The 22391-nt window shown below is 55.3% G+C and carries 15 protein-coding genes; 13 read left to right on the top strand and 2 right to left on the bottom strand.

The features are described from left to right. Nucleotides 1-10 precede the first annotated feature (10 nt). From LBW89_RS04055 to ahpF, 6 genes are all read left to right on the top strand, one after another. Nucleotides 11-394: a YmaF family protein gene (locus LBW89_RS04055; RefSeq protein WP_148454949.1), complete on the top strand. Its 384-nt coding sequence runs from the start codon at nucleotides 11-13 to the stop codon at nucleotides 392-394. Nucleotides 395-563: 169 nt separating this feature from the next. Further along, nucleotides 564-782: a hypothetical protein gene (locus LBW89_RS04050; protein ID WP_148454951.1), complete on the top strand. Its 219-nt coding sequence runs from the start codon at nucleotides 564-566 to the stop codon at nucleotides 780-782. 505 nt (nucleotides 783-1287) lie between these two features. Then, a complete protein-coding gene (locus LBW89_RS04045) occupies nucleotides 1288-2343 on the top strand; it encodes a bifunctional transcriptional activator/DNA repair enzyme AdaA (protein WP_225038560.1) in 1056 nt (351 codons plus the stop codon). A 67-nt stretch (nucleotides 2344-2410) separates the two neighbouring features. Further along, a complete protein-coding gene (locus LBW89_RS04040) occupies nucleotides 2411-2932 on the top strand; it encodes a DJ-1/PfpI family protein (protein WP_225038559.1) in 522 nt (173 codons plus the stop codon). Between the two features lie 236 nt (nucleotides 2933-3168). After that, complete coding sequence (gene ahpC, locus LBW89_RS04035; protein ID WP_148454955.1) at nucleotides 3169-3732, top strand: alkyl hydroperoxide reductase subunit C; 564 nt, start codon at nucleotides 3169-3171, stop codon at nucleotides 3730-3732. Nucleotides 3733-3746: 14 nt separating this feature from the next. After that, a complete protein-coding gene (gene ahpF / locus LBW89_RS04030) occupies nucleotides 3747-5276 on the top strand; it encodes an alkyl hydroperoxide reductase subunit F (protein WP_225038558.1) in 1530 nt (509 codons plus the stop codon). 410 nt (nucleotides 5277-5686) lie between these two features. Here ahpF and LBW89_RS04025 read toward each other — a convergent pair whose 3' ends face one another. Further along, nucleotides 5687-9613 (bottom strand): endo-1,4-beta-xylanase, encoded by a 3927-nt coding sequence (locus LBW89_RS04025; protein ID WP_225038557.1) that lies wholly within the window; start codon nucleotides 9611-9613, stop codon nucleotides 5687-5689. Between the two features lie 611 nt (nucleotides 9614-10224). Between LBW89_RS04025 and LBW89_RS04020 the strand changes: the two genes are divergently transcribed. After that, on the top strand, nucleotides 10225-13476 hold the full coding sequence (locus LBW89_RS04020) for a cellulase family glycosylhydrolase (protein ID WP_225038556.1): 3252 nt from the start codon (nucleotides 10225-10227) through the stop codon (nucleotides 13474-13476). Between the two features lie 615 nt (nucleotides 13477-14091). Beyond that, the gene (locus LBW89_RS27670; protein WP_225038555.1) at nucleotides 14092-16083 is read left to right on the top strand and encodes an ATP-binding protein; all 1992 of its coding nucleotides are present in this window, start codon (nucleotides 14092-14094) and stop codon (nucleotides 16081-16083) included. Here the strand turns inward: LBW89_RS27670 and LBW89_RS04010 are convergent. Then, the gene (locus LBW89_RS04010; protein ID WP_225038554.1) at nucleotides 16067-16705 is read right to left on the bottom strand and encodes a response regulator transcription factor; all 639 of its coding nucleotides are present in this window, start codon (nucleotides 16703-16705) and stop codon (nucleotides 16067-16069) included. The genes LBW89_RS27670 and LBW89_RS04010 overlap by 17 nt on opposite strands. Before the next feature lie 228 nt (nucleotides 16706-16933). On the opposite strand from LBW89_RS04010, the gene LBW89_RS04005 reads away from it, so the two are divergent. From LBW89_RS04005 to LBW89_RS03985, 5 genes are all read left to right on the top strand, one after another. Continuing rightward, entirely contained in the window at nucleotides 16934-18073 is a 1140-nt protein-coding gene (locus LBW89_RS04005; protein ID WP_225038553.1) for an acyltransferase family protein, read from the top strand. Nucleotides 18074-18187: 114 nt separating this feature from the next. Beyond that, nucleotides 18188-19792 carry an ABC transporter substrate-binding protein gene (locus LBW89_RS04000; RefSeq protein WP_225038552.1) on the top strand — a complete coding sequence of 535 codons (1605 nt, stop codon included), beginning with the start codon at nucleotides 18188-18190 and terminating at the stop codon, nucleotides 19790-19792. Further along, the gene (locus LBW89_RS03995) at nucleotides 19789-20775 is read left to right on the top strand and encodes an ABC transporter permease (protein ID WP_225038551.1); all 987 of its coding nucleotides are present in this window, start codon (nucleotides 19789-19791) and stop codon (nucleotides 20773-20775) included. The genes LBW89_RS04000 and LBW89_RS03995 overlap by 4 nt, the downstream gene beginning before the upstream one ends. Next, nucleotides 20772-21635, top strand: coding sequence for an ABC transporter permease (locus tag LBW89_RS03990; RefSeq protein WP_225038550.1), 864 nt, complete (start codon nucleotides 20772-20774; stop codon nucleotides 21633-21635). Before LBW89_RS03995 ends, LBW89_RS03990 begins: the two co-directional genes overlap by 4 nt. Then, on the top strand, nucleotides 21632-22390 hold the full coding sequence (locus LBW89_RS03985) for an ABC transporter ATP-binding protein (protein WP_225038549.1): 759 nt from the start codon (nucleotides 21632-21634) through the stop codon (nucleotides 22388-22390). The genes LBW89_RS03990 and LBW89_RS03985 overlap by 4 nt, the downstream gene beginning before the upstream one ends. Nucleotide 22391: the final 1 nt, after the last annotated feature.

Raw genomic sequence — 22391 nt, 5'->3', positions numbered from 1 at the left:
GAGGTGTCGTATGAAAAAAATTCCCGTAAAGGGTTATTTGATGGACCATCATGATGACGACTCAACTCATGCGCATAAGCTGTTTATTACGTCTTGGGACGGCCGACCGGTACACACCCATCCCTTCAAGGGCGTGACCTCCTTCGAAGTCGGCCATCACCACCACTACGCGGGGGTCACGGAACCGGCTCCCAGCGGTGTGCCGCATGTGCATGGGTATTTTGCGGTGACCTCTTTTAACGATGGGCATAAGCATGTCATCCGAGGAAGAACCGGACCGGCCATTCCCTTACCGAACGGCGGCCATGTCCACCGCTTTGAAGGGTATACGACGTTGGATGGACGTATCCCTCATGTACATGCCTACGAGGGCACGACGGGTAACGAATCTTGATCGAAAACATGTAGGCAGCGTCAAAAAGGCCTATTTTCCTTAACTATCCGGGGAAATGGGCTTTTTTGCTTGGTGTGATAAACATCACCGTAATCAAATATAAAATTTTAAATAATAGGGATATCAGCTATAGTGTTATAAGTGATTTATAAAAAGGAGGCATGCGATCATGGCAGTCCAACGTGGCCCCGTGGCGCAGGATTTTATCATTGAGCGTGTAACCGATTTGTTCCCATGCCGGGTGTTGTGGAGTGAAGGGCGTCCGTGCCTGGAGTATGACCGTCAGGAAGAATTGGACCGGATCGAAGAATACGTCAAAGCCACTTTCGGGGTAGAGCTGCTGGATGTGTTTTTTACTACCGTGGAGAGTCTTCCGCCGGAGCTTTGACCGACGCTGGCTTGGTTTTTTGCGTTGAACGGATAGTCTAATAGAATAGAACATCATTTTCCATAAAATCCGCTCACCGAGCGGTTTTTTGCATTATAGCCCAAGGTGATCAAGGGGCCTAGCGTAACCGCCAAAAAACTCCCAACCCCTGTCAACTCCAAAAAGATGCAAATCTGCGGGCATTTAGGCCGATTCTATGAGCGGCTGCGAAAAAAGATGCAAATCTGCAGGTATTTCCAGCGATTTTAGGGAAACGAGCCGATTTCGTCAAAAATTCCTGCAGAATCGCAGGTATTTTGAAATCTGTGTTCCGAACAGGAAAAAAACATGCAGATTTGCAGGAATTCTATGCTATCCAAAGGTTGTTTGATGGGCGCTAGCACCCTGCACCAAAAAATCAATGCCCGATTTTCGGCGGAAGGTTTTTTTCGGAAACGTTATAATCGGAGTGTATATTGTTAAGAAGTTACCACATCAACAACCGCAGGAAAAAAGGAGGAGCAGGATGATCCCGGCCGACCGGAAACAAGTGTATTATCAGGCGCTGATCGATAAAAAGTCCGAATATGAAGGGATCTTCTATGTCGGAGTGAAAACAACGGGTGTCTTTTGCCGACCGACCTGTCCGGCGAGAAAACCCAAATTCGAAAATTGCGAATTTTACGAGACAGCCAAGGAAGCCCTGTTGGCTTCATTCCGTCCCTGCCAACGCTGCCGCCCATTGTCCCATCCGAACCATGTCTCGGAGCTTGTACGCAAATTGGTCGAAGCGGTCGAAGCAAACCCGGAACACCGCTGGAGAGAGGAAGACTTCCGGAGACTGTCGGTCGATGCTTCAACGGCCCGCCGGCAGTTCAAGAAGAGGTTCGGTATGACGTTTGTCGAATACGCGAGAGCCCGGCGAATGGGGATGGCCTTAAAACAAATCCGGGCCGGCAGCGCGGTGATCGATGCCCAGCTATCCACGGGCTATGAATCGGGCAGCGGATTTAGGGATGCATTCTCGCGGATCATGGGGGCCGCCCCCGCCCAACTGGGGGAGCAGCGGATTTTGAAGGCTTCCTGGTTGGACACGCGTCTGGGTCCGATGGTTGCCATCGCCGACGAACAGGCTCTGTATCTGCTCGAGTTTGTGGACCGGAGAGGACTGGAACGCGAGATCGAACGGTTGAGAAAGCGGACGAAAGCCGCGATCATTCCGGGCAGCACATCGCCGATCAAATCCATTGAGAGGGAGTTGACGGACTATTTTGCAGGCCGGTTAACGGAATTCAAAACACCGGTGAACCTGCTGGGCTCCCCCTTTCAAAAGGAAGTGTGGGACCAATTGCGAAGAATCCCGCCGGGGCAGACCACTTCGTATGCCCATCTCGCCGCGGGAATGGGGAAGCCGAGTGCCTACCGCGCCGTAGCCCAGGCCAATGGAGCCAACCAGTTGGCGATCCTGATTCCCTGTCACCGCGTCATCAATTCGAACGGCGAATTGGGCGGCTACGGGGGAGGGCTATCGAGAAAGCAGTGGCTGCTGGACCATGAGAAGCTGGGGAGCGTGGGAGAATAAAAACGGGTTTATGTTCTTTAGGCCGAGTGCTATTGTTATATAAAACAATACATAAAGTAGGTGCCTGATGAAATACCATGTTTTTATCTATGAAGGCTACGTCAGCTTTGAAATTATGCTTGCGACATATTTTCTGAAAACCAAGGGGGACATCATAACCGTAGGCGTCTCCAAGGCGCCGGTGAAATCGTGCGAAGATTTTACGGTACTCCCGGACGTGGGGCTGGAAGAGCTCACGGCGGAGGAGATGGAGGTTTTCCTCCTGCCGGGAGGCGATCTGGAACCTTTGAAGAACCACCTTCCACTGCAAGTACTGCTTCGGGAGTTGATTTCCAGGAACAAGGTGGTCGCGGGCATCTGCTCCGCCGCCGAACTGGTCAAGGCCGCGAATCAAGCGGCGCGGGGACCGAAAGGAGCGGAGCCCGCCATCGTTCGCAACGGCGTGGAGATTGCCGGGAATATCGTGACGGCTCCGCCGCATAAATACGTCGACTTCGCGATCGAGCTGGGGCGGGTTCTGGACATTTATAAGGATGACGACGATTTCGAGGAGACGATCCGGTTTTTCAAGAAGTTTGAAGCGGAGTAAATCGTGGTAAGCCCCCTTTGAGATGTTTTTTCTCCCTCGTTTGATAGGAAGGTGACATTTTTTTGAATTCATCCGATTTAAATCATGAAGACTTTATGAAGTCGCTTGTAATTGAGAATGGTTCGCATATAATAATTAGTATAAATATAAAGTATAGCAAGTTAAGGAAACGGGATACACTACCTTAAACTACTATGCTTATAACGAAACCACAATAACAGGAGGTACATTTAATCATGTCATTGATTGGAAAAGAAGTCCTGCCCTTTAAAGCACAAGCTTACCACAACGGAAAATTCATCGAGGTGACCGAGGCTGATCTGAAAGGAAAATGGAGCATTTTCTGCTTCTACCCTGCGGATTTCACTTTCGTCTGCCCTACCGAGCTTGAGGATCTGCAAAATCAATACGCTACGCTGAAAGACCTGGGTGTTGAAGTCTACTCGGTTTCGACGGATACGCATTTTGTACACAAAGCATGGCACGACAGCTCCGAGGCGATCGGCAAAGTTACTTATATCATGATCGGCGACCCTTCCCACACGATCTCCCGCAACTTCGATGTGCTGGTTGAAGAAGAAGGCGTTGCTAACCGCGGCACGTTCATCATCGATCCGGACGGCGTGGTTCAAGCGATCGAAATTACGGCGGAAGGCATCGGCCGCGATGCAAGCACGCTGATCGACAAAGTCAAAGCCGCTCAATATGTGCGCAACCATCCAGGCGAAGTATGCCCGGCGAAATGGAAAGAAGGCGGCGAAACCCTGAAACCTAGCCTTGACCTTGTAGGCAAAATCTAAGGAGCGTTAAAATCATGAAACTGGATGCAGATATTAAACAACAACTAGAACAGTACCTCCAGCTCATGGAAGGCGACGTTCTGCTGAAAGTCAGTGCAGGAAACGATTCTGTATCCAACGACATGCTGGACTTGGTTCAAGAACTGTCCAGCATGTCGGACAAAATTTCAGTTGAACAAACCTCCTTGCCCCGCACTCCGAGTTTTAGCGTCAATCGCGTGGGGGAAGACACGGGCGTGACCTTTGCTGGGGTACCGTTAGGCCATGAATTCACCTCTTTGGTGCTGGCTTTGCTGCAAGTGAGCGGAAGACCGCCCAAAGTGGAACAAAGCGTCATTGATCAAATTAAAAGCATCAAAGGCGAATACCACTTCGAAACCTATGTCAGCCTGACCTGTCATAACTGCCCGGATGTGGTGCAGGCGCTGAACATGATGAGCGTTCTGAATCCCGGCATCACCCACACGATGATTGACGGCGCGGCATTCAAGGAAGAAGTGGAACGTAAAGAAATTATGGCGGTGCCGACGGTTCATTTGAACAGCGAATTTTTCGAGAGCGGACGGATGTCCATCGAAGATATTCTCGGCAAATTGGGGACTTCGGACGCATCGGAATTCGAAGGCAAAGAGCCGTATGACGTACTGGTCGTCGGCGGCGGGCCTGCCGGGGCCAGCGCGGCGATCTATGCGGCGCGTAAAGGCATCCGGACCGGTGTTGTGGCTGAACGTTTCGGCGGACAAGTGAACGATACGCTGGGCATCGAGAACTTTATCAGCGTGAAGTACACGGAAGGTCCGAAGCTTGCGGCCAGCCTGGAGGAGCACACGAAAGAATACGGCGTCGACATCATGAAGGGACAGCGTGCCAAGCGCCTGGAGAAGAAGGAACTCGTCGAAATTGAATTGGAGAACGGCGCCGTACTGAAAAGTAAGACCGTCATCATCTCCACCGGGGCCCGTTGGCGCAACCTCGGCGTACCGGGCGAAGCGGAATTCAAAAACAAAGGCGTGGCTTACTGCCCGCACTGTGATGGTCCTCTTTTTGCAGGTAAGCATGTTGCCGTTGTCGGCGGCGGGAATTCCGGGATTGAGGCGGCGATCGATCTCGCCGGGATCGCGGAGCATGTCACGGTTCTGGAATTTATGCCGGAATTGAAAGCCGACTCCGTTCTGCAGGATCGCCTGAACAGTTTGCCGAATACGACCGTCCTCAAAAACGCTCAAGTGAAGGAAATCACAGGTGACACCAAAGTAAACGGGGTAACTTACATCGAGCGTGCGACCGGAGAAGAGAAGCATATCGAACTTCAGGGCGTATTTGTCCAAATCGGTCTCGTGCCGAATACGGATTGGTTAAGCGATACGGTGGAGCGCACCCGGATGGGCGAGATTGTTGTGGATAGTCACGGCATGACCAGCGTTCCCGGCGTATTCGCCGCAGGGGACTGCACCCATACTCCTTATAAGCAGATTATTATCTCGATGGGATCGGGCGCGACAGCGGCCCTGGGCGCATTTGATTATATGATTCGCAATCAATAGAGTTTTAGTTGAATTATTAGGCGAATTAGCGGGAGGTATTCCGGCTAATTCGCCTTTTGTTCGACATACAAAGAGGCGCCTAGAGTGCTTCCAAACTTCCAATTCCAAAAGGATGCAAATCTGCAGGAATTCTAGGACGATCTCCGAGGGGATGCGAAAAAAGATGCAAATCTGCAGGAATTTCCAGCGATTTTAGAGAAACGAGCCGGTTTCGTCAAAAATTCCTGCAGATTCGCAGGAATTTTGAAATTTTGGGCTCCGAACAAGAAAAAGCATGCACATATGCAGGAATTCTAATCAAGGCTTATAGCCTAAGAGCAAACCACCCGTTTGACGGGTGGTTTGCTCTTAGGCACCCAATGAACGGGATGAAATTCCCGTTCATTGGGTGCCGTTTCTTTTAGCGTAACTTACAGTTTCCAAATCCGATAGAGAATCACCGCGGCTTCCGCACGGGTGAGCAGGTCGTTCGGCGCGAGCTTGCCGCCCTTGCCGTTGAGGACGCCATGCTTCACCAGGGCGGCGGCGCTGTCTTTGGCGGAACCGGTCAGACCGGCGGCGTCCGGGTAAGCGTCCAGCGTTCCGCCTCTTTCGAGCGGATTGCCGTCGGCCGCCAGCGCGCGCGCCACCAGTTCCATCATATCCCGGCGGAAAAGCTCGCCGCCCGGTCCAATGCCGCTGCCGATGTTCTCTTCAGCCGTCCCCTTTAATTCAAGAACCCTGACAAGGGCGGCGATGAAATCCGCTTTTTTGATCGGCTCGGCGGGAGCGAAGCGGCCTGGGCTTCCCACGCCTTTCAGGACATCCCGCGCCGCCATAGCTCCAATAGCCGATTTGGCCCAAGGGACATGATCGAGATCGGCAAAAGCCAGCGGCACGTAGGCCACGGCAAAGGTTCCCAGCCGGGTCGTCTCAAATACAACCGCTCCCGCTGTAGCATCATAGCGTCCGTTCGGAAGGGGCACGGCACTGCCGTCCTCATTCATGTACAAAACCACGAGCTGATCCGAGCTGCCCGGCTCTTCGCCAGCCGGAGAGTAAGGAATGGACACAATCCAAGGCGTTTCGCCTTCGGGGTCATCCCAACGGAGAACTTTACCGTCGGCTTTCATCCCCAGTTCGATGACCGGCCGATCGCCAATACTTTCGCGGACCGTGACATCCGAGCCATCGGAACCCTCCGAACCCTTCACTGAAGCTTTGCCTACACGGATGGTCACTTGTTTGGCGTTCGCCGCGGCATCCGGCAGCAGGCTGCCCGGAATCTCAATCGCAGCCGGTTCGGTGTCGAGCAAAATCGTAAATGCCCCTTGAGCTTTTAACCCCTGCACCGGAAGCTGCACTTCATACGAAGCCGCGCCTTCCCGCTTTGGAACTTCAATCTTAATCTGTTTCTTCCCGTTGGAAGCCGGGGCGGCTTGCTCGAGCGCCTTCTGCAAATGGCCGCTGGAGATGGCCGCTGTGGCCAGGCCGTCAACGACCTTCGTCTCCGGCCGGATCACGCCGTTGACGGGTTCAGCGCCTCCCGGCTGCGGGGCGGTTCCGCCAGGGCTGGCACTACCGCCGCTGCCGCTCCCGCCGCTATTGCCCCCGGAGCTGCCGCCTCCACCGCTGTTGCCGCCCCCGTTATTCAGATCGCCGGGTTTCCCCTTCAGGGTAACCACGCCGAAGACGGAGGTGTCCTGATACGCGTTCCCGGTCGTGTCGTTCCAGGTGGCCACGCTTTGGCGGGCACCGTCTTTCGCGTCGTTGATCTGTACGTCCAAGCCGATGCCCTTGTCGTTATTCGGCGTGATCGTTTTGAACGGAATCTTCACTTCCACCGTGTAATTCGTTCCGGAAACTCGGGCCGCCGAAACGAAACCGTCCGCCCGGCTTTCCGGGCTGAATGAAGCTTCGTTGTCAAAGTTGACGCGGAATTGTCCGTCATCGTTCTGATAGAACGAAGTTTTGGCGTTGTTTTCGTCCAGAAAAATCTCGACGGAATCCTGCTCCCACACATTGGCGCTGCTCTTATCCAATTGCGCGTCACTTACCTCAACGAGCACATACAAATTCCGCTCGTCCCAGAGGGCTTTGGCCGTGCCGGTCGCCCCCTGCCAGGCCAGCTGGTAGCGATCCACCGGCAGGGCGGGTGCCAGGGACCAGACCGGGTCGACCGTTCCGTCGATCACCGGAGTGGCGAAGGCCGCGGTGGAGCGCCGGGAATCCGGCAGTTCGGGTTCATACTCGCGGATGTATTTTGCCGGATCGATCACGCCATAGTAAGCCGGCTTCGCCTGCAGGTTCTTGTCGAACAGCAGCGGATTGGACGAGGCCCGCCAACTCGTGCCGTCATCCAGCCCCCAGAACGTAACCCGGCTGATCTGCGCCGCATGAGTCTTGAACAGGTTCATCAACTGGGCATACAGATAGCCTTGAGCTTTCGCCAGATTCTCGGGAAGCCGGTAGTCGCTTCCGGCCTGAACGTCCAGCTCGGTAATGCTGACTTCCACGCCCAAGGAAATAAACTGTTCCAGGGACAGCCGGACATTTTCCGGGTTCGTATTGACGTTGTAATGCCCCTGCATCCCGATCCCGTCGATCAGCAGCTTGCCGTTGTGAGCGGCCGCGTACCTCTCGTTGATCTCTTTTACCATGTGATAGATGGCCTGGGCTTTGTTCCGGTTGTCCTCGTTGTAATCGTTGTAATAGAGCTTGATATCCCAATCGGGATGCTCGTCGAGCACCTCCCGCGCCGCGAGGAAGGCCTGCTCCAGATAGTCGGGACCAATCGCCTGGTACCAGAAGGATTTGCGCAGCGAACCTTCCCAATCGGCGGGATTCGGCGGATTATCGCTCATCGCTTCGTTGACGACATCCCAGGAAATCACCCTGTCGCCGAAATGCTCCACCACCGTTTTGATATGGGTGCGCAAATTCCGCAAAGCTTCCTCCCGGCCCAAGGGGACCGTTTGGCCGCCTTCATCGATGGTGGTGTTCATCCAGGCCGGGGATTGCTGGTGCCACACCAGGACATGCCCGTGCATTTTCATGCCTTCGGCCAAAATTTTATCGACCATGGCATCCGCCGCATCAAAAGTAAACTTTCCCTGCTCCCGCTGCAAGGCGTCCGGTTTCATAGCGTTGCCTGCCGTGGCGGCATTGTGATGCATTTTCAAAAGTTCCAGGCGTACGCCCTCCAGGTCTTCCGCCGAAATGGCGCCCCCGATCAGAAAATCGTCGCGATACGCCTCCTTGACCGGAGTCAGATCCCTTTGAATGTCCGTCGGGTCCGAACCCGTGCTTACCAATTGAATATCGTCGATATAAAAAGACGTGCTGGCGTTATTGGAACTTTCCACATAGATCGTCAAATATTCGCCGCCGACACTGTTATAGCGGTAAGTTCCCTCAAACAGAACCCAGCCGTCGTCCGCGCTGATCGTTTTGGGAGCGAGGGCGACATAATTCGCGCCGCTTCCGCTCCCGACCTGGGTGGACAATTGGAGCTGCGAACTGGCGGGTTCGATCAATTTGACCCAAGCCGAAATTTTGTATTCGCGGCCCTTGTCGACATATTTCTCGACGCGCAAGGACGGGCCGTGCCAGGTGGAGGTCCGGCCCTCTACCTTCAGCGCGTAAGCCCCGCCTTCGGTATGGTTGGCCTCGTTCGTCACGGTCAGCGTTTCGGAACCGGCTCGCCCTTCAAAACCGCCGGTCGTTTGGTCCTCAAACGTAACCGCGGCAAAAGGCAAAGCCGGCTCCCTTGGCGGGTCCTCACCGCCCGAGTCCGCTTTTGCGGTAATTTTTACATCCCCGATGTAAAAAGGAACCTCGGCCCCGGGATCGTTCGACTGAACGCGTAAGGCCGAATCCTTCCCCGTATCGACGGTAAACTCCTTCGTCAAAGTCGCCGCCCGGCCGGGGGTCAGCTCCGCTCCGGCCAACCAGCCGTAGCTGTTCACCGTTTGGAGGTAGACTTGCGCGCCGTCCGGCACAAGTTCCTCGGCGTCCACGTACACGGATACGGTAACCGTATAGGTTTTGCCGTTCTCCAGGCCGATGTCGGCGAATTTGAAATCCGCCGCGTCCCAGTTGTTTGCCCGGTTGCTCACGTACAGGGCCGCTCCGTCCTCGTTTCCGGCAAAAAATTTGCCGCTGACCGGCGTCAGTCGGGCGCCCCCTGCCTGGGTCGCGGCCCCTTGGCCGCCCTCGAATGTCTCATGATACTTCGTGACGGTGCTTTCCTCCTGCGGCGATCCCGCCGCCTGCGCATCCGTCGCCAACCATCCCGACGGAATCAGCAGAATGGCGGCGAGCAGGATCGGGATGATGCGCTTCCTCAATTGACTCATTCCTGGCACTCCCCTCAGTGAAATGGACTTTCAAGCACAAGGTTAAGCGCTTACATAAGTAAAGGGCGATCCCTCCTTTCGGTACCAGATCATACCATTTTTTAGGGGCGCGTACCCTATTCAAATTAAAGGACCTGTCGTGAATTTCTTAGGTGAAATGCCTGCGGATGGAAAAGAGAATGATAACTTTAATTAAATTTGTTATTTCAGTACATTGACATTAATAATAACGGATTATAAATTATGGATAATTCAAATGTTGAAAGCGCTTTTAAAAACGTTCTGCAAATCCTCCATACAACCCGCCAGTCCCAGCATCCGAATGAATCCAATCATCCCTTCACCACACGAAATTGCAGGAAACATTTCACCAAGCCGCAGTAATGTCAGAGATGTTTTCAAACGAACTTATTTGAAGACATTTATATAAGTTTGAGCACCTTACAACCGCTTTTTGTTCAGCATGGAATGACGGCGCTGACTGATGTGAAGAGGAGGTGGGAGTGTGCCGTGAATTAATTAAAATTTTAACAAATTAAAAACAAAGGCAGGGGAGCAAGGGGCAAAAAGTGTAAGGTGTTCAAAATAAATCACTAGTGGGAGGTCCGTGGATGAAGAGGATGTTAATCTGTGTGGTCATTTTCGGCTTGTTTTTTAGTCTCATACCACCGAAGTACGCAGGGGCGGAAGGGACGGCAGCGGCCAATCTGGCCCGAAACAAACCGGCAGCGGCAAGTACGGTGGAGGATTCCGGCAAATTGGAGGCTATGGCGTTCGACGGGAATCCTTCAACGAGGTGGTCATCCGTTTATGACGATCCGCAATGGATCAGCGTGGATCTGGAAACGGTCCGTGAGATAAATGGGGTCCTGCTGAACTGGGAAGTCGCTTACGGAAAATCCTATCAGATTCAAACCTCCTTGGACAATCATCAGTGGGACACCGTTTATTCCACAACGGAAGGGGACGGGGGAATCGACGAAATTTCCTTTGAAACCAAGCCCGCCCGGTATGTAAGGATGTACGGGACGCAAAAGGGGACGGAGTGGGGCTATTCTCTTTGGGAATTTGAAGTGCACGGTCCGGACGGCATGCCGGATACTACGGCCCCTTCCGCTCCCGCAAATCTTGCCGTCTCCGCCAAAACCGATACGACCGTAACCCTGACTTGGACCGCGTCGACGGATAATATAGGGGTAACCGGCTATGATATTTACCGCGGATCGTTCCTTGCGGGCTCGAGTACCGCGACAAGTTACACCGTAACGGGCTTGACGGCGAACACCGAGTACCGCTTTACGGTCAAAGCCAAAGACGCCGCGGGTAATGTGTCGGAAGCGAGCGGCGAAGTAAGGATTACAACGGACCCGGCATCAATGCGTACCGGGTTTTACATCGACGGGACGACGCTTTACGATGCGAACGGAAATCCGTTCGTGATGAGGGGGATCAATCATGCACATACGTGGTATAAAGATCAGCTGTCCGCCGCCATCCCCGCGATCGCCGCGACAGGAGCCAACACGGTAAGAATCGTGCTTTCGGACGGCCAACAGTGGTCGAAGGACAGCTTATCCTCCATTCAGAACCTCATTACACTTTGCGAACAAAATAAACTGGTCGTCGTGCTGGAAGTCCATGACGGCACAGGATCGGACAGTCCAGCGGTCTTGGAGAACATCGCGAATTACTGGATCGAGATGAAGAACGCCTTAATCGGCAAAGAAAAAACCGTGATCCTAAATATAGCGAACGAATGGTATGGCTCCTGGGATGGGGCGGGCTGGGCCAACGGCTATATTTCCGTCATCCCCAAGCTCCGGAATGCCGGCATCAAGAACACGATTATCGTGGATAGCGCCGGATGGGGACAATATCCACAGTCGATTTTCGACTATGGGACCCAAGTTTTTAATGCCGACCCGCTTCGCAATACGATGTTTGCGATCCATATGTACGAATATGCCGGAGGAAACGCCTCGACCGTAAAGAGCAACATAGATCAGGTATTGAACAAGAATCTGGCCCTCGTGATCGGCGAGTTCGGCATCCGGCATACGAATGGGGATGTGGACGAGGCTACGATCATGAGCTACAGCGAAGAAAAGGGCGTAGGTTATCTCGGCTGGTCCTGGAAAGGAAACGGTTCGGGGCTGGAGTATCTGGACATGTCCCACGATTGGGCGGGCACCAGCTATACCGAGCAGGGGAATATTCTTATCAACGGGCCGGACGGCATCCGGGCGACTTCGGAGATTTGTTCCGTTTTTGATCATGCCCCGTCCGACCGTGAAGCCCCGTCACCGCCAGCGAACCTGACGGGTCTATCGCCGGATTACGCTACGGTAGAGCTTACATGGAGCGCCTCCGCCGATAATGTCGGCGTGACCGGGTATAACGTGTACCAAGACGGAGTTTTGGTGGATATTAGCCCAACTACAACTTATAAAGTGACGGGGTTGAAAGCAAATACGATTTATACGTTTACGGTAAAAGCGGTTGATGCCGCGGGAAACTTATCGGAGGCCAGCGACCCGGTAAGCGTGAAAACCGCGGACAGCCAAGATAAAACGGCGCCTACGGCTCCAGCCAGCCTCACGGTCGTACCTTCCATCACGACGGCGAAGCTGTCCTGGACGGCATCCACGGACAATATCGGCGTGGCGGGGTATCGGGTGTACAAAGACGGGAACATGATCGGCACTAGCCCGATAACCGGTTTTGTCGCTTCAGGCCTGGAAGGGAATACAACGTACACGTTCACTGTGAGGGCTTTTGACGATGCGGGGAATTTGTCGGAGGCCAGCAACGCCGTTACGATAACCACCGGGGACCCGAATCAACTGCCGGTGATCGATCCCGGCATCATTGACGACTACTCGAACTGGTACGTTGGAATAAACGGCGGTGATCAGCCGACGAATCCGACCGAGGCCAAGCTGGCCCCGCTTGAAAACGGCGGACTAACCATGAATTTCGATCTCCAAAAGGAGAATTACCCCAGCTTCCAGGTGGATCCCAGCCCGGCGGCAGACTGGAGTTCTTTTGACTTGATGAACCTTATTGTGACCAATCCCAACTCGGTTGAAATTCAACTGCAGCCGATCGTTAAAGACAGCGCCTGGAGATGGGTGGAGCTCGGTCAGTACATTAAAGTCCCGGCAAAAACGACGATGTTGGCTATCGTTCCGTTGACGGCTCTCTCCGATGAGGAAGTTAATCGGATCATTCTGAGGGTGCAGGGGGGAGGCGGCAATTTAAAAGGCAGCATCCAACTGCATACCGTCAGCTTCGATTTGCCGACGGGTGCCTATGCGGCGACCATTGCCGAGATGAACCGCCCCAAAACCGCAAGTTATTATCCGTGGAACTTTGCGGATTCGGCTTTTGCGGGGAGCATTTCAAGCGGCTTAAATGGAGAGACCGTGTTCGTAAATTACGCCTCCACCTTAAGCGACACGGTGGCGGCGGGCGTGGCGACCGAGACGAAGCCCGGTCTGGGGATTGGAGATGACTGGTCCCGCTATGCGAGCATTTCATCCACCTTAACGAATGACGGCCCCAAGCCGGTTCGCGTGTCCCTGGTGCTCCGGACCGGTACCGGATGGAATTGGGAGGAGACCGGCGGCCAAACCGCAGCCGATCCTTCCGTTGAGCGGGTTATTGCGCCGGGAGAATCAGTGGATGTGACGTACCCATTCAATGCTCCGATCTGGAAGTCCAAAGATACAAACTGGGTGAACAATGCGCCGGTATCCGATCTGACGGACATCCGGGCTATCGCGTTCAAGGTTTATACTGGAACGGGTGAGGCCGTGGAGGCGGGTACCCTGAATATCACGAATTTTGAGGTGAATTTCTAGCAAGTCCCGACAAACTCCAATAAAGGGATAGGAAACAGAGGGCGCTCCAAAGGTCATCCGTCGATGGCCGAGGGGTGCCCTTTTCGGGCGGGCCAGGTATATGCTGGGGACAGCCCGTGGCCAAGAGCAGACTAGGGGCCCGTGCTGGGGACAGCATCGTGACCGTGTCCAGGCTAGGGCGGGGCTACTCCGGGCAGGTCAGGGCGCACGAGTCGTACAGCCCGCCGCCCTGTGAAGCCGACTGCGTCGTGGCCCCGAGTGATAGCGGCCGAAAGAGGCGCTATTTTGTCGAAATTGGCTCGTCGGAGGGAAATAGCGGTCTAAAAAGGCCTTATTTTCGTGAAAAACGGGCCAAACCAGGGTTTTCGGGCCCGTCCGGCTGAAATAAGGCCTCAAATGACCGCTATTATCCCCGCGGAGCCAAATCGGGCCCGAATAGCGCCCCAAAATGCCGCTAACGCGGCGGCGGCTGGCTCGCGAAGCTTGGCCGGACGCTAGAATGCGGCCGGTGGCTGACTCGAAGCTTGGCTAGGGTGAAAAGAGTTTTTCCGGCTTGTCACGGGGGACCGTCGGTTTTAAGATGGGGATAGTCACTTTAAGGAAGGAACATAGCCTGTGAAATTCCCGAATCTCCGCTACCCGAATCGTCGCTATTGGTATGTCCCCATATTGTCAGCGCTGCTCCTGCTCCTCAATGGCGGCGTCAATTTGGCGCTGATGCGGCCGCTGTCCGATGTGCCGGCGAGCATGGACAAGCTTCGCTTTCATCTGGACGATGCGGTGTTCTCCCTCTTCTTCCTGTTGGCGGCGGCTTTGTTCGCCGGGGCTTTCTCCGTGCTCCGCCGGGAGCGTGGCTACCTTTATTTGAGCTTCTTCTCGCTAATGGCTTCTCAGCAATTTTTCTGGGAGTGGGATGGGAAACATCTGTTGTTCGGCGATTTCCCCGTCCTCCCGGCCGAATCGCTGGCGGTCAAGAGCGGCATGACGTTCGCCGCCCTACTGTTCTTCCGCTATCTGCAGGGGACGGACCGCCGGCTGACCGACCGGATCTTCATCTATTCGGCCGGCGGGGTCTGGGCGATGTCCGTGATCTCCTCGATCAGCCCGCTCGCTTCGCCTCTGCTGCCTTTCCTGAGCGGGGCGCTGCTCGCTATCGTGCTGGCGTATCTCCTGCTAGCCGCCGGCCGCTTCGCCCATCGGTTCCGCCGTTATCCCGAGGATTCCGAACTGCGCCTGATCGTCAACGGCTTTGCGGTCTTTGCGATTCTGATCCTCCCCGATGTCGGCAAAGATGTGCTGCAAGTCCTCACCGGTCAAAGGCTGGGCTATCTCCCCGTGTTCTGGGAGGCCTGCCTGGAGGATACCTTTCCGTGGGCGCTCATGCAGCTGATTTTTGTGTTCGGCTTGCTATTTTTCCGGCGTTATATGAGGGTACTGGAGCAAAACCGGGAGGCCCATGCGGAAATCCGGACGCAGCATGAGTCCCTGAAGCAGGAGGTGGCCATCCGGCAGCATATGGACCGGCTTTTGGACGCGCTTTCCGGCTCCTACCGGCTCAAGGATTTGGAGCATACCCTCGTTGCGGAAGGCCGCCGTCTGTTTGAACCGCATTCCTTCCATTGGATTCCCTATAACCGGAAGGCACGGTCCATCGATAACTCTATCGATAACCCGGGTCTGGATAGCGGCGAGCTCCGGGAGCTGGAGGAGCTGCTTTTCGCCGCGGATCACGGGCTCGTCCCCGGAGAGATTCTGCCCGGTTCGAAGTTCGCTCCGGTCTTTATCGGAGTGATGGGCCGCGAAGAGCTGTACGCCGCGATTTCGCCCAAGGGCCGGCCTTTGCTGGAGCGCGAGCGGTTTGCACTTCAACTGTTGGCGAAGTACGGCGCTTTGTTTCTGGATTATTACGCGATGATGGAAAAGCGTATATCGGAGTTGGAGCGGTACCACGGGGAGCAGCCTTGGGTGGGGAAATTGTTCATGCAAATGGCGGAAAAAGAACGTAAGCGGCTGGCCTCCGACCTGCATGACGAAGTGCTGCAGGAGCTTCTTGCGGCGCGCCGATGGCTGGAAGGTTCCGGGTCAGCCGATGATCCGAACACCGCGGCGGAGCGGATGCGCCTGGCGCTCGACAACGCGGAATTCATGATTCGGGAGACCTGCGCGGAACTTATGCCTTCGTTCTTATCCGAACATGGGGTAATTCACGCGGTGCTGAAGCTTGCCGACAAAATGCGGGTCCGCGCCGACTTTCAACTGGAGGTCCGCACCGGAACGCTTGCCGCCAAGCTCGATGACGACCTGTCGTTAACGGTCTACCGGATTGTCCAGGAACTGCTCAACAACGCCTGGAAGCATTCCGGGGCCGCACGGGTGCGGCTGGATATGGAACAGGAGGCCGGCGAGATCGTGATCCGCTATGCCGATGACGGGAAGGGGATGGATGCCGAGGCCGCCGGTATGAGTCCGGACAGGTTCGGCTTGAGAGGCCTGAACGAACGGGTCCGCCTCATGGGCGGAAGCGCCTCGATCGACACCCGCCCGGACGAAGGCTTCCGGGCCGAGTGCCGCCTGCCGCTAAAACGGACGGCTACGGCTCCAGCCTGAGCCACTTTTTCTCGATCGCCTTGGCGACCGACTCCTGCCGTGACTGGGTGTTCAGCTTGGCCATGATATTCGAGATGATGTATTCGACATTGCGCTGGCTCATAAAGAGCCGGTCGGCAATGTCTTTATTTTTGCCGCCCGTGGCGATGAGTCGAAGAACTTCGATTTCCTTGGCGGTGAGCGGGCGTTCCTCCGTTTCCCCCGGCAACGTTAGCGGCGATTTCGTCCGCAGCCCCCGGGCCAAAGGCAAAGGGAGGACGACCAAATCCTGCAGGGCGAGCCGGATACCGGCGATAAACTCCTCCTCGCCCAGCGATTTTTCCAGCATGCCGCAGACACCCGCTTCGATAAGATGATCGTAATGATCGGCCAGATCCTCCCCCGTCAGAATGACGATCCGGGCCTCAGGCCGCTGCTCGAGCGTCGCCTGGGTCAACTGAAACCCGTTCATGCCCGGAAGCTTGAGATCGAACAAATACAGATCAAAGGCCGTTTCTTTCACCAGTTTTAATGCCTGGTCTCCATCCGAGGCTACCTGCGCGTGAAATCCGTACTTGTCCAAAATCATCGCGGTTCCGCTCAGAAAAGTGCGGTGATCGTCAACCAGTAATAATCGTGCCATGCTTTTTCGCCTCCGCCAGTGGGTTAAAAAGGTCCGTGTTCCGCTTCTGTTCATTGTATCATCCCGGACAGGCTCCCGGCACCGCCGCATTTTGGCCGACCGGCCGAAAAGATGCCGCACCGTTTCCGAAATCTCTCTTTCGGAACCCGGTCCTTTTCTTTCGGTGAAAAGAGGCGGAACTCCATGGTAAGGTAGCAACGATCACGCATTAGCGAAATGGGGGCTGTAATGATGCATAGCGGAAAACGTATCGTTTATCTGGATCGGCTGAAAACGTTTATGACGATCCTGGTCATCCTTCACCACACCGCGATTACATATGGCGGGGCCGGCGACTGGTATTATGTCGACCCGGGGAATGACGGGGTGTCCGAAACGATCCTGACCATTTTCACGACGGTCAACCAAACCTTTTTTATGGGACTGTTCTTTTTTATCTCGGGATATGTGACGCCGTCTTCCTATGACCGAAAAGGGGGAGCCCGGTTTCTGAGCGACCGTCTGCTGCGATTCGGACTCCCGATCCTGGCATATATGACCGTAATCGGGCCGCTGGTCAACGGGATTTCCCAAGGGTTCAACGGCTCGTTCGCGTCGTATGCCGCCCATGATCTGTTAACGGACTCTTGGCGGGGGATTGTGGAATTCCAGGTGGGACCGCTCTGGTTTCTGGTGGCGCTGCTGTTGTTCTGCGGGGGATACGCGCTTTACCGGCAGGCGGCGGACAAATTATCGGTCCGCTTCGGAATGCGCGAAATAAGCCCGGGTCCGAGGCTCTTTTTCGGGTATTTGCTTGCCGTTTCGCTCGGCAACTTCGCGGTCCGGCTCGTTTACCCGGTCGGGGAAACGTTCTTTTCTTTGCAGTTGGGGTACTTCCCCGCTTATATCGCCCTGTTCTTCGGCGGCATCGCCGCAAGCCGGGGGCGGTGGCTGGAAAAGCTGACCGCGGTGGAGGCACGCAGATGGAGAACAGTGGCTCTGATCGTGCTTGTGCTGCTCTTGGCCGTGCTGGCGTTTGGCGGGGCCGCGGATGACATCTCGCCGTACATGGGCGGCTGGACATGGCAATCCGCCGTCTATTCGGCGGCCGACCCCGTGCTGGGTTTCGCGCTCAGCTACGGCCTGCTCGTCTATTTTCGGGACGCCCGTAACCATCCTTATGGAAAATACACCGCCTGGCTGCCCGGCGCCGCTTTTGCCGCGTATATCATTCATCCGCTGTTCGTCACGGGCGTCACCTACGCCATGCGCCATTGGACGATATTCCCGCTATTGAAGTTCGGAATCGCGGCGGCGCTAATCGTGCCGCTTACCTTTGCCGCTGCCGGGATGTTAAAGAGAGTTCCGGGGTTGAAAAAGGGATTATAGATCCAAATCGCATTTTGTCATTTTTTGTTGACAGATATAGAGGACTGGTCCATACTATTGCCATATTAATTCAATAGGAATTATAAGAAATTAGTAATTAAGGGGGCAGTTGTGATGCGTTTCGGATCATCTCTAAAGAAGTCGGCAGGACTAGGCTTATTGACCATTTTATTATTGGGGTTGATTGCCGGATGCGGGGGAGGCACTAAATCCGCGGAACAAACCCCAGCAGCCGGGGAGAGCGCGAATTCAAGCGCCAATTCGACCGAACCGGCTAAGGGCGGAACATTCGTGTATGGACGGCCCGCCGCGGTGAACTCGTTTGATTTGCACAATCAAATTACGGCGAACAACGCTTTTGCGATCGATAAAGTGTTCGAATCTTTGGTTACCTTCGACAGCGAGGGCAAGATCGTCGACTGGCTGGCGGAGTCCCACAAGATCAGCGAGGATGGCTTGACCTATACGTTCGTGCTGCGCGACGGCTTGAAATTCTCCAACGGCAATGCGGTTACGGCGGAAGATGCGGTCTTTTCGCTCCAGCGGCACTTGGAAGTCGGCGGTCCGCTCGCGATTTCGGCCAAAGTGGACGCGGTGAAAGCGCAGGATGACCGCACGCTCGTCATCACGTTGAAGGAACCGTACACGCCGTTTATTTCCGAGTTGTCCAACTTCTCGAACGGCATTATTCCGAAAGACTTCGGCGGGGTTTCCGAGGAGGAGTTCTTCAAGAAGCCGGTGGGCACAGGACCGTTTGTGGTCGACAACTGGGACCCGGCGGGCGATGTGACTTTTGTGAAAAATCCGCATTACTGGCAGGAAGGCAAACCCTATATAGACAAGCTGGTTTACAAGCTGATTCAGGATGACAGTCAGGCTATCAACCAGTTGAAGGCGGGGGAAGTAGACGCGATTGAGTCCCTGGCTTTGCAGAATGCAAATGAAATTAAGCAAGGACCCGACACCAAGGTGTTGACCAATGGCGGTTGGGTGACGGAGCAGTTGTTCTTCAATACGTTGGATGAGCATTTCTCCGATGTGCACGTCCGCCGCGCGCTGGCACTGGCCATCGACCGCGCGGGGCTGACCAACGCGCTGACCTTTGGATACGCCAAACCGGCGAATTCGCTGTTGCCGACGGCGATTCCTTACAACGCCAACGATACGATCCAACCGTTGAACTTCGATTTGACCGCCGCCAAGGAGGAGTTGGCCAAGTCGGCTTTCCCTAACGGCTTCTCCACCAAATTGCTGGTCGCGTCCGGAAACAGCACCCGCGCGCAGGAAGCGCAAATTATTCAGGCCGCGGGCAAGGAAATCGGCATCAATATCGAGATCGAATCCATTGAATTGGCCACGTTTCGCGAGCGGTTCTTCGCTTATGACTTCTCGGCGATGCTGAACAGCGGCCAGGCCGATTCGTCCGACGCGAACTCGATTATCGCGTTCCAGACCGATCCGGAGGGCTTCAGCAAATCTTATTGGACGCATTATACCAATGATGAAGTGACCAAGCTGCTGCATGAAGGGCAAAAGACCCCGGACGGAGAGGGCCGTGCCGCGGTTTACTCCAAGCTGCTGCAAACTTTGGCGGATGAAGTGCCTTATATTCCGCTTTATTATCCGGATATCCTGAAGGGCGTTCGCTCTTCCGTAGAGGGCCTCACGGTTCTGCCTAACGGAAGTCTCCGCTTTGAAGAAGTACGTATTCAGAAATGATAAGATCCGGCAGAACGTTGACGAAGTCGGCGGGGACCGCCTCGTACCGGTGGCTTGTGACAGCCGTCTTGAGAGCCGCGGCCGTCATCCTTCTCGTGATGACCGCCGTGTTCTTCCTCATCCGCATCGTGCCCGGGGACCCCGCCAAAATGATCCTGGGAGAGTACAGCACGCCCGAGGCCATCGCGCGAATGCGCCATACGCTCGGGCTGGATCTCCCTTTGTGGGAGCAGTTTGTCCGGTTTGTGAAGACATTGTTCACGCAGGGGGACACCGGCAATTCCATCATTGCCGGGACCTCCACCCGGGAGCTGATTGCCGAGCGGGCTCCCGTGACGCTGCTGCTGATCGGGATGGCCTGCATCGCGGCGATCGTGATCGCCCTTTTGCTCGCCACGCTGGCCGCTACGCAGAAGGACAAGCTGCTGGATCATCTGATCCGTATTTTTCCTACCGTCACGCTGGGTATGCCAATCTTCTGGGTTGGCTTACTTTTGATTCTGGTGTTCAGTGTCCGTCTGCGCTGGTTCCCGGTCGGCGGGATCGGGGAAGGCTGGACCGGTACCCTGCACAGCCTCGCGCTTCCGGCGATTACGGTGGCTTTTTCGCAAATTCCCACCTTGATTCGGTCGCTGCGCGTCCAAATGCTTGAAGTGTTGGAATCGGATTTTGTGGTCACCTTGAAGGCGGCGGGAATTCCCGGCAGGGTGATTCTGTTCAAGCATGTGGTGCGGAATGCCGCTCTTCCGACGCTGATGCTGCTCGGCGTAAATATATCGTATCTGATCGGCGGCACTCTGGTGGTTGAGCAGGTGTTCGGCATCAAGGGAATCGGCAGCCTGCTGTTCACTTCCATTTCCAATCGGGACTTCCCGGTCATTCAAGGAATCGCCCTTTACTGTGCGATCGGGGTCGTTATCGTCAGTCTCCTGATTGAGATCCTATCCTGGTGGCTTGATCCCAGAACGAAAGGAACATCATGAAACCTATAACGATAGACTCTCCAACGCCAAGGAACGGGAAAACAGGCGCCCTGAGCCGGTTATGGCGGACCCCTTCCCTTCTGGCGGGATGTACTATGCTGGCCGTGCTTGTTCTGCTGGCGGCGTTGATTCCCCTGATCAGCCCTTATGATCCCACGAAGCAGGATTTGAGCGCTTTTTTGCAGCCCCCGTCCGCCGAACATTGGCTGGGGACAGACCAGTTGGGCCGGGATTTATTCACGCGGCTGATCTACGCCGCACGGACGGATTTGACCATTATGGTCCTGGCCGAGATCATTCCGTTCTGCGTCGGCGTTTTTTTGGGAATGATCGCGGGATATTACGGAAAATGGCTCGATACGGTCATTTCGCTGATCACGGACACCTTCATCGCTTTTCCGTTCTACTTGATTGTCATTATCGTCGCTTTTGCCAGCGGTGCCGGGCAGCGGGGGATTTATATCACCTTTATCCTGGTAGGCTGGATCGTATTCGCCCGAGTGACCCGGGGGTTAACGGCCTCGTTTCGCCGCCAGGAATGGGTAGCGTCCGCCCAGACCTTGGGACTGCCCGGAGTGCGGATTATGCTGCGCCATATTTTGCCTAACGTGCTGCCGCAGGCCATTGTAGTGCTTATGACGGATATGGTCGGACTGCTCGTGGCGATCGTGACGCTGGGTTATCTTGGCATCGGCATTACCCCGCCGACCCCGGATTGGGGGACGATGATTTTCGACGGGCAGCCGTTCATCACCACAGCCTGGTGGCTGTCGGCGGTTCCCGGATTCGCCGTCGTGTATACGGGAATCGCGTTGTCTCTGGTAGGGGATGGATTGGCCGATTTATGGAGGAAAAAATGATGTCGATACAACCGCTCCTGGAAGTAGAAGGACTGTCGTTGGCGGCCAACCCCGGCGGCAAAATCTTAGTCGATACGATCAGCTTCACGTTGAACAAAGGAGAAACGTTGGGCTTGGTAGGGGAATCGGGCTCCGGCAAGTCGCTGACGCTCCGTGCGATCCTGGGGCTTCTTCCCCGGGGCGTGGAGAAAATCGGAGGAGCCATCCAAAGCGGGGCGAGCAGCGCGATGGTGTTTCAGGACCCCCGCGGGGCGCTGGACCCGCTCTGTCCGGTCGTGAAGCAGCTTACGGAAGTTGTGTACTACCGGCAGAAATTAAGCCGGAAGGCTTCGCGCGCGGCCGCCTTGGAATTGCTCGATCGGCTCGGACTGCCGGATTCTTTAAAGCACACCGACCGGTATCCGAGCCAGCTGTCGGGCGGACAGTGTCAGCGCGTCGTCATCGCCATGGCCCTGGCGTGCAAGCCGGGGATTCTGCTCTGCGACGAGCCCACCACGGCGCTGGACGTCACCGTGCAGCGGCAAATCATCGAGACGATTTCGGCGCTGCAGAAAGAGCTGGGATTTGCCATGGTCTTCGTCACGCACAACCTGGCCATTGCGGCGGCGATGTGCTCCAAGCTGTGCGTGATGAAGGAAGGGCGAATCGTCGAGCAGGGAGAAGCCCGGGCTATTTTGCAGAATCCACAAGATCCTTACACGCAAATGCTGATGAACTCGGTGCTTCCCGTACCTGAGCTGGAAGGGAGCGTTTAAT

The sequence above is a fragment of the Paenibacillus sp. alder61 genome (assembly GCF_020179875.1).
In the GTDB taxonomy this organism is placed as follows: Bacteria; Bacillota; Bacilli; order Paenibacillales; family Paenibacillaceae; genus Fontibacillus; species Fontibacillus faecis.
The sequence above is the reverse complement of the archived record's forward strand: the minus strand, read 5'-3'. Positions and strand labels throughout refer to the sequence as shown.

Coding starts and splice junctions, on each gene's coding strand:
- ahpF (WP_225038558.1), top strand. CDS start 3,747: ATGAAACTGGATGCAGATATTAAACAACAACTAGAACAGTACCTCCAG.
- LBW89_RS03990 (WP_225038550.1), top strand. CDS start 20,772: ATGAAACCTATAACGATAGACTCTCCAACGCCAAGGAACGGGAAAACA.
- LBW89_RS04000 (WP_225038552.1), top strand. CDS start 18,188: ATGCGTTTCGGATCATCTCTAAAGAAGTCGGCAGGACTAGGCTTATTG.
- ahpC (WP_148454955.1), top strand. CDS start 3,169: ATGTCATTGATTGGAAAAGAAGTCCTGCCCTTTAAAGCACAAGCTTAC.
- LBW89_RS04010 (WP_225038554.1), bottom strand. CDS start 16,705: ATGGCACGATTATTACTGGTTGACGATCACCGCACTTTTCTGAGCGGA.
- LBW89_RS04050 (WP_148454951.1), top strand. CDS start 564: ATGGCAGTCCAACGTGGCCCCGTGGCGCAGGATTTTATCATTGAGCGT.
- LBW89_RS04045 (WP_225038560.1), top strand. CDS start 1,288: ATGATCCCGGCCGACCGGAAACAAGTGTATTATCAGGCGCTGATCGAT.
- LBW89_RS03985 (WP_225038549.1), top strand. CDS start 21,632: ATGATGTCGATACAACCGCTCCTGGAAGTAGAAGGACTGTCGTTGGCG.
- LBW89_RS04055 (WP_148454949.1), top strand. CDS start 11: ATGAAAAAAATTCCCGTAAAGGGTTATTTGATGGACCATCATGATGAC.
- LBW89_RS04020 (WP_225038556.1), top strand. CDS start 10,225: ATGAAGAGGATGTTAATCTGTGTGGTCATTTTCGGCTTGTTTTTTAGT.
- LBW89_RS03995 (WP_225038551.1), top strand. CDS start 19,789: ATGATAAGATCCGGCAGAACGTTGACGAAGTCGGCGGGGACCGCCTCG.
- LBW89_RS04040 (WP_225038559.1), top strand. CDS start 2,411: ATGAAATACCATGTTTTTATCTATGAAGGCTACGTCAGCTTTGAAATT.
- LBW89_RS04005 (WP_225038553.1), top strand. CDS start 16,934: ATGATGCATAGCGGAAAACGTATCGTTTATCTGGATCGGCTGAAAACG.
- LBW89_RS04025 (WP_225038557.1), bottom strand. CDS start 9,613: ATGAGTCAATTGAGGAAGCGCATCATCCCGATCCTGCTCGCCGCCATT.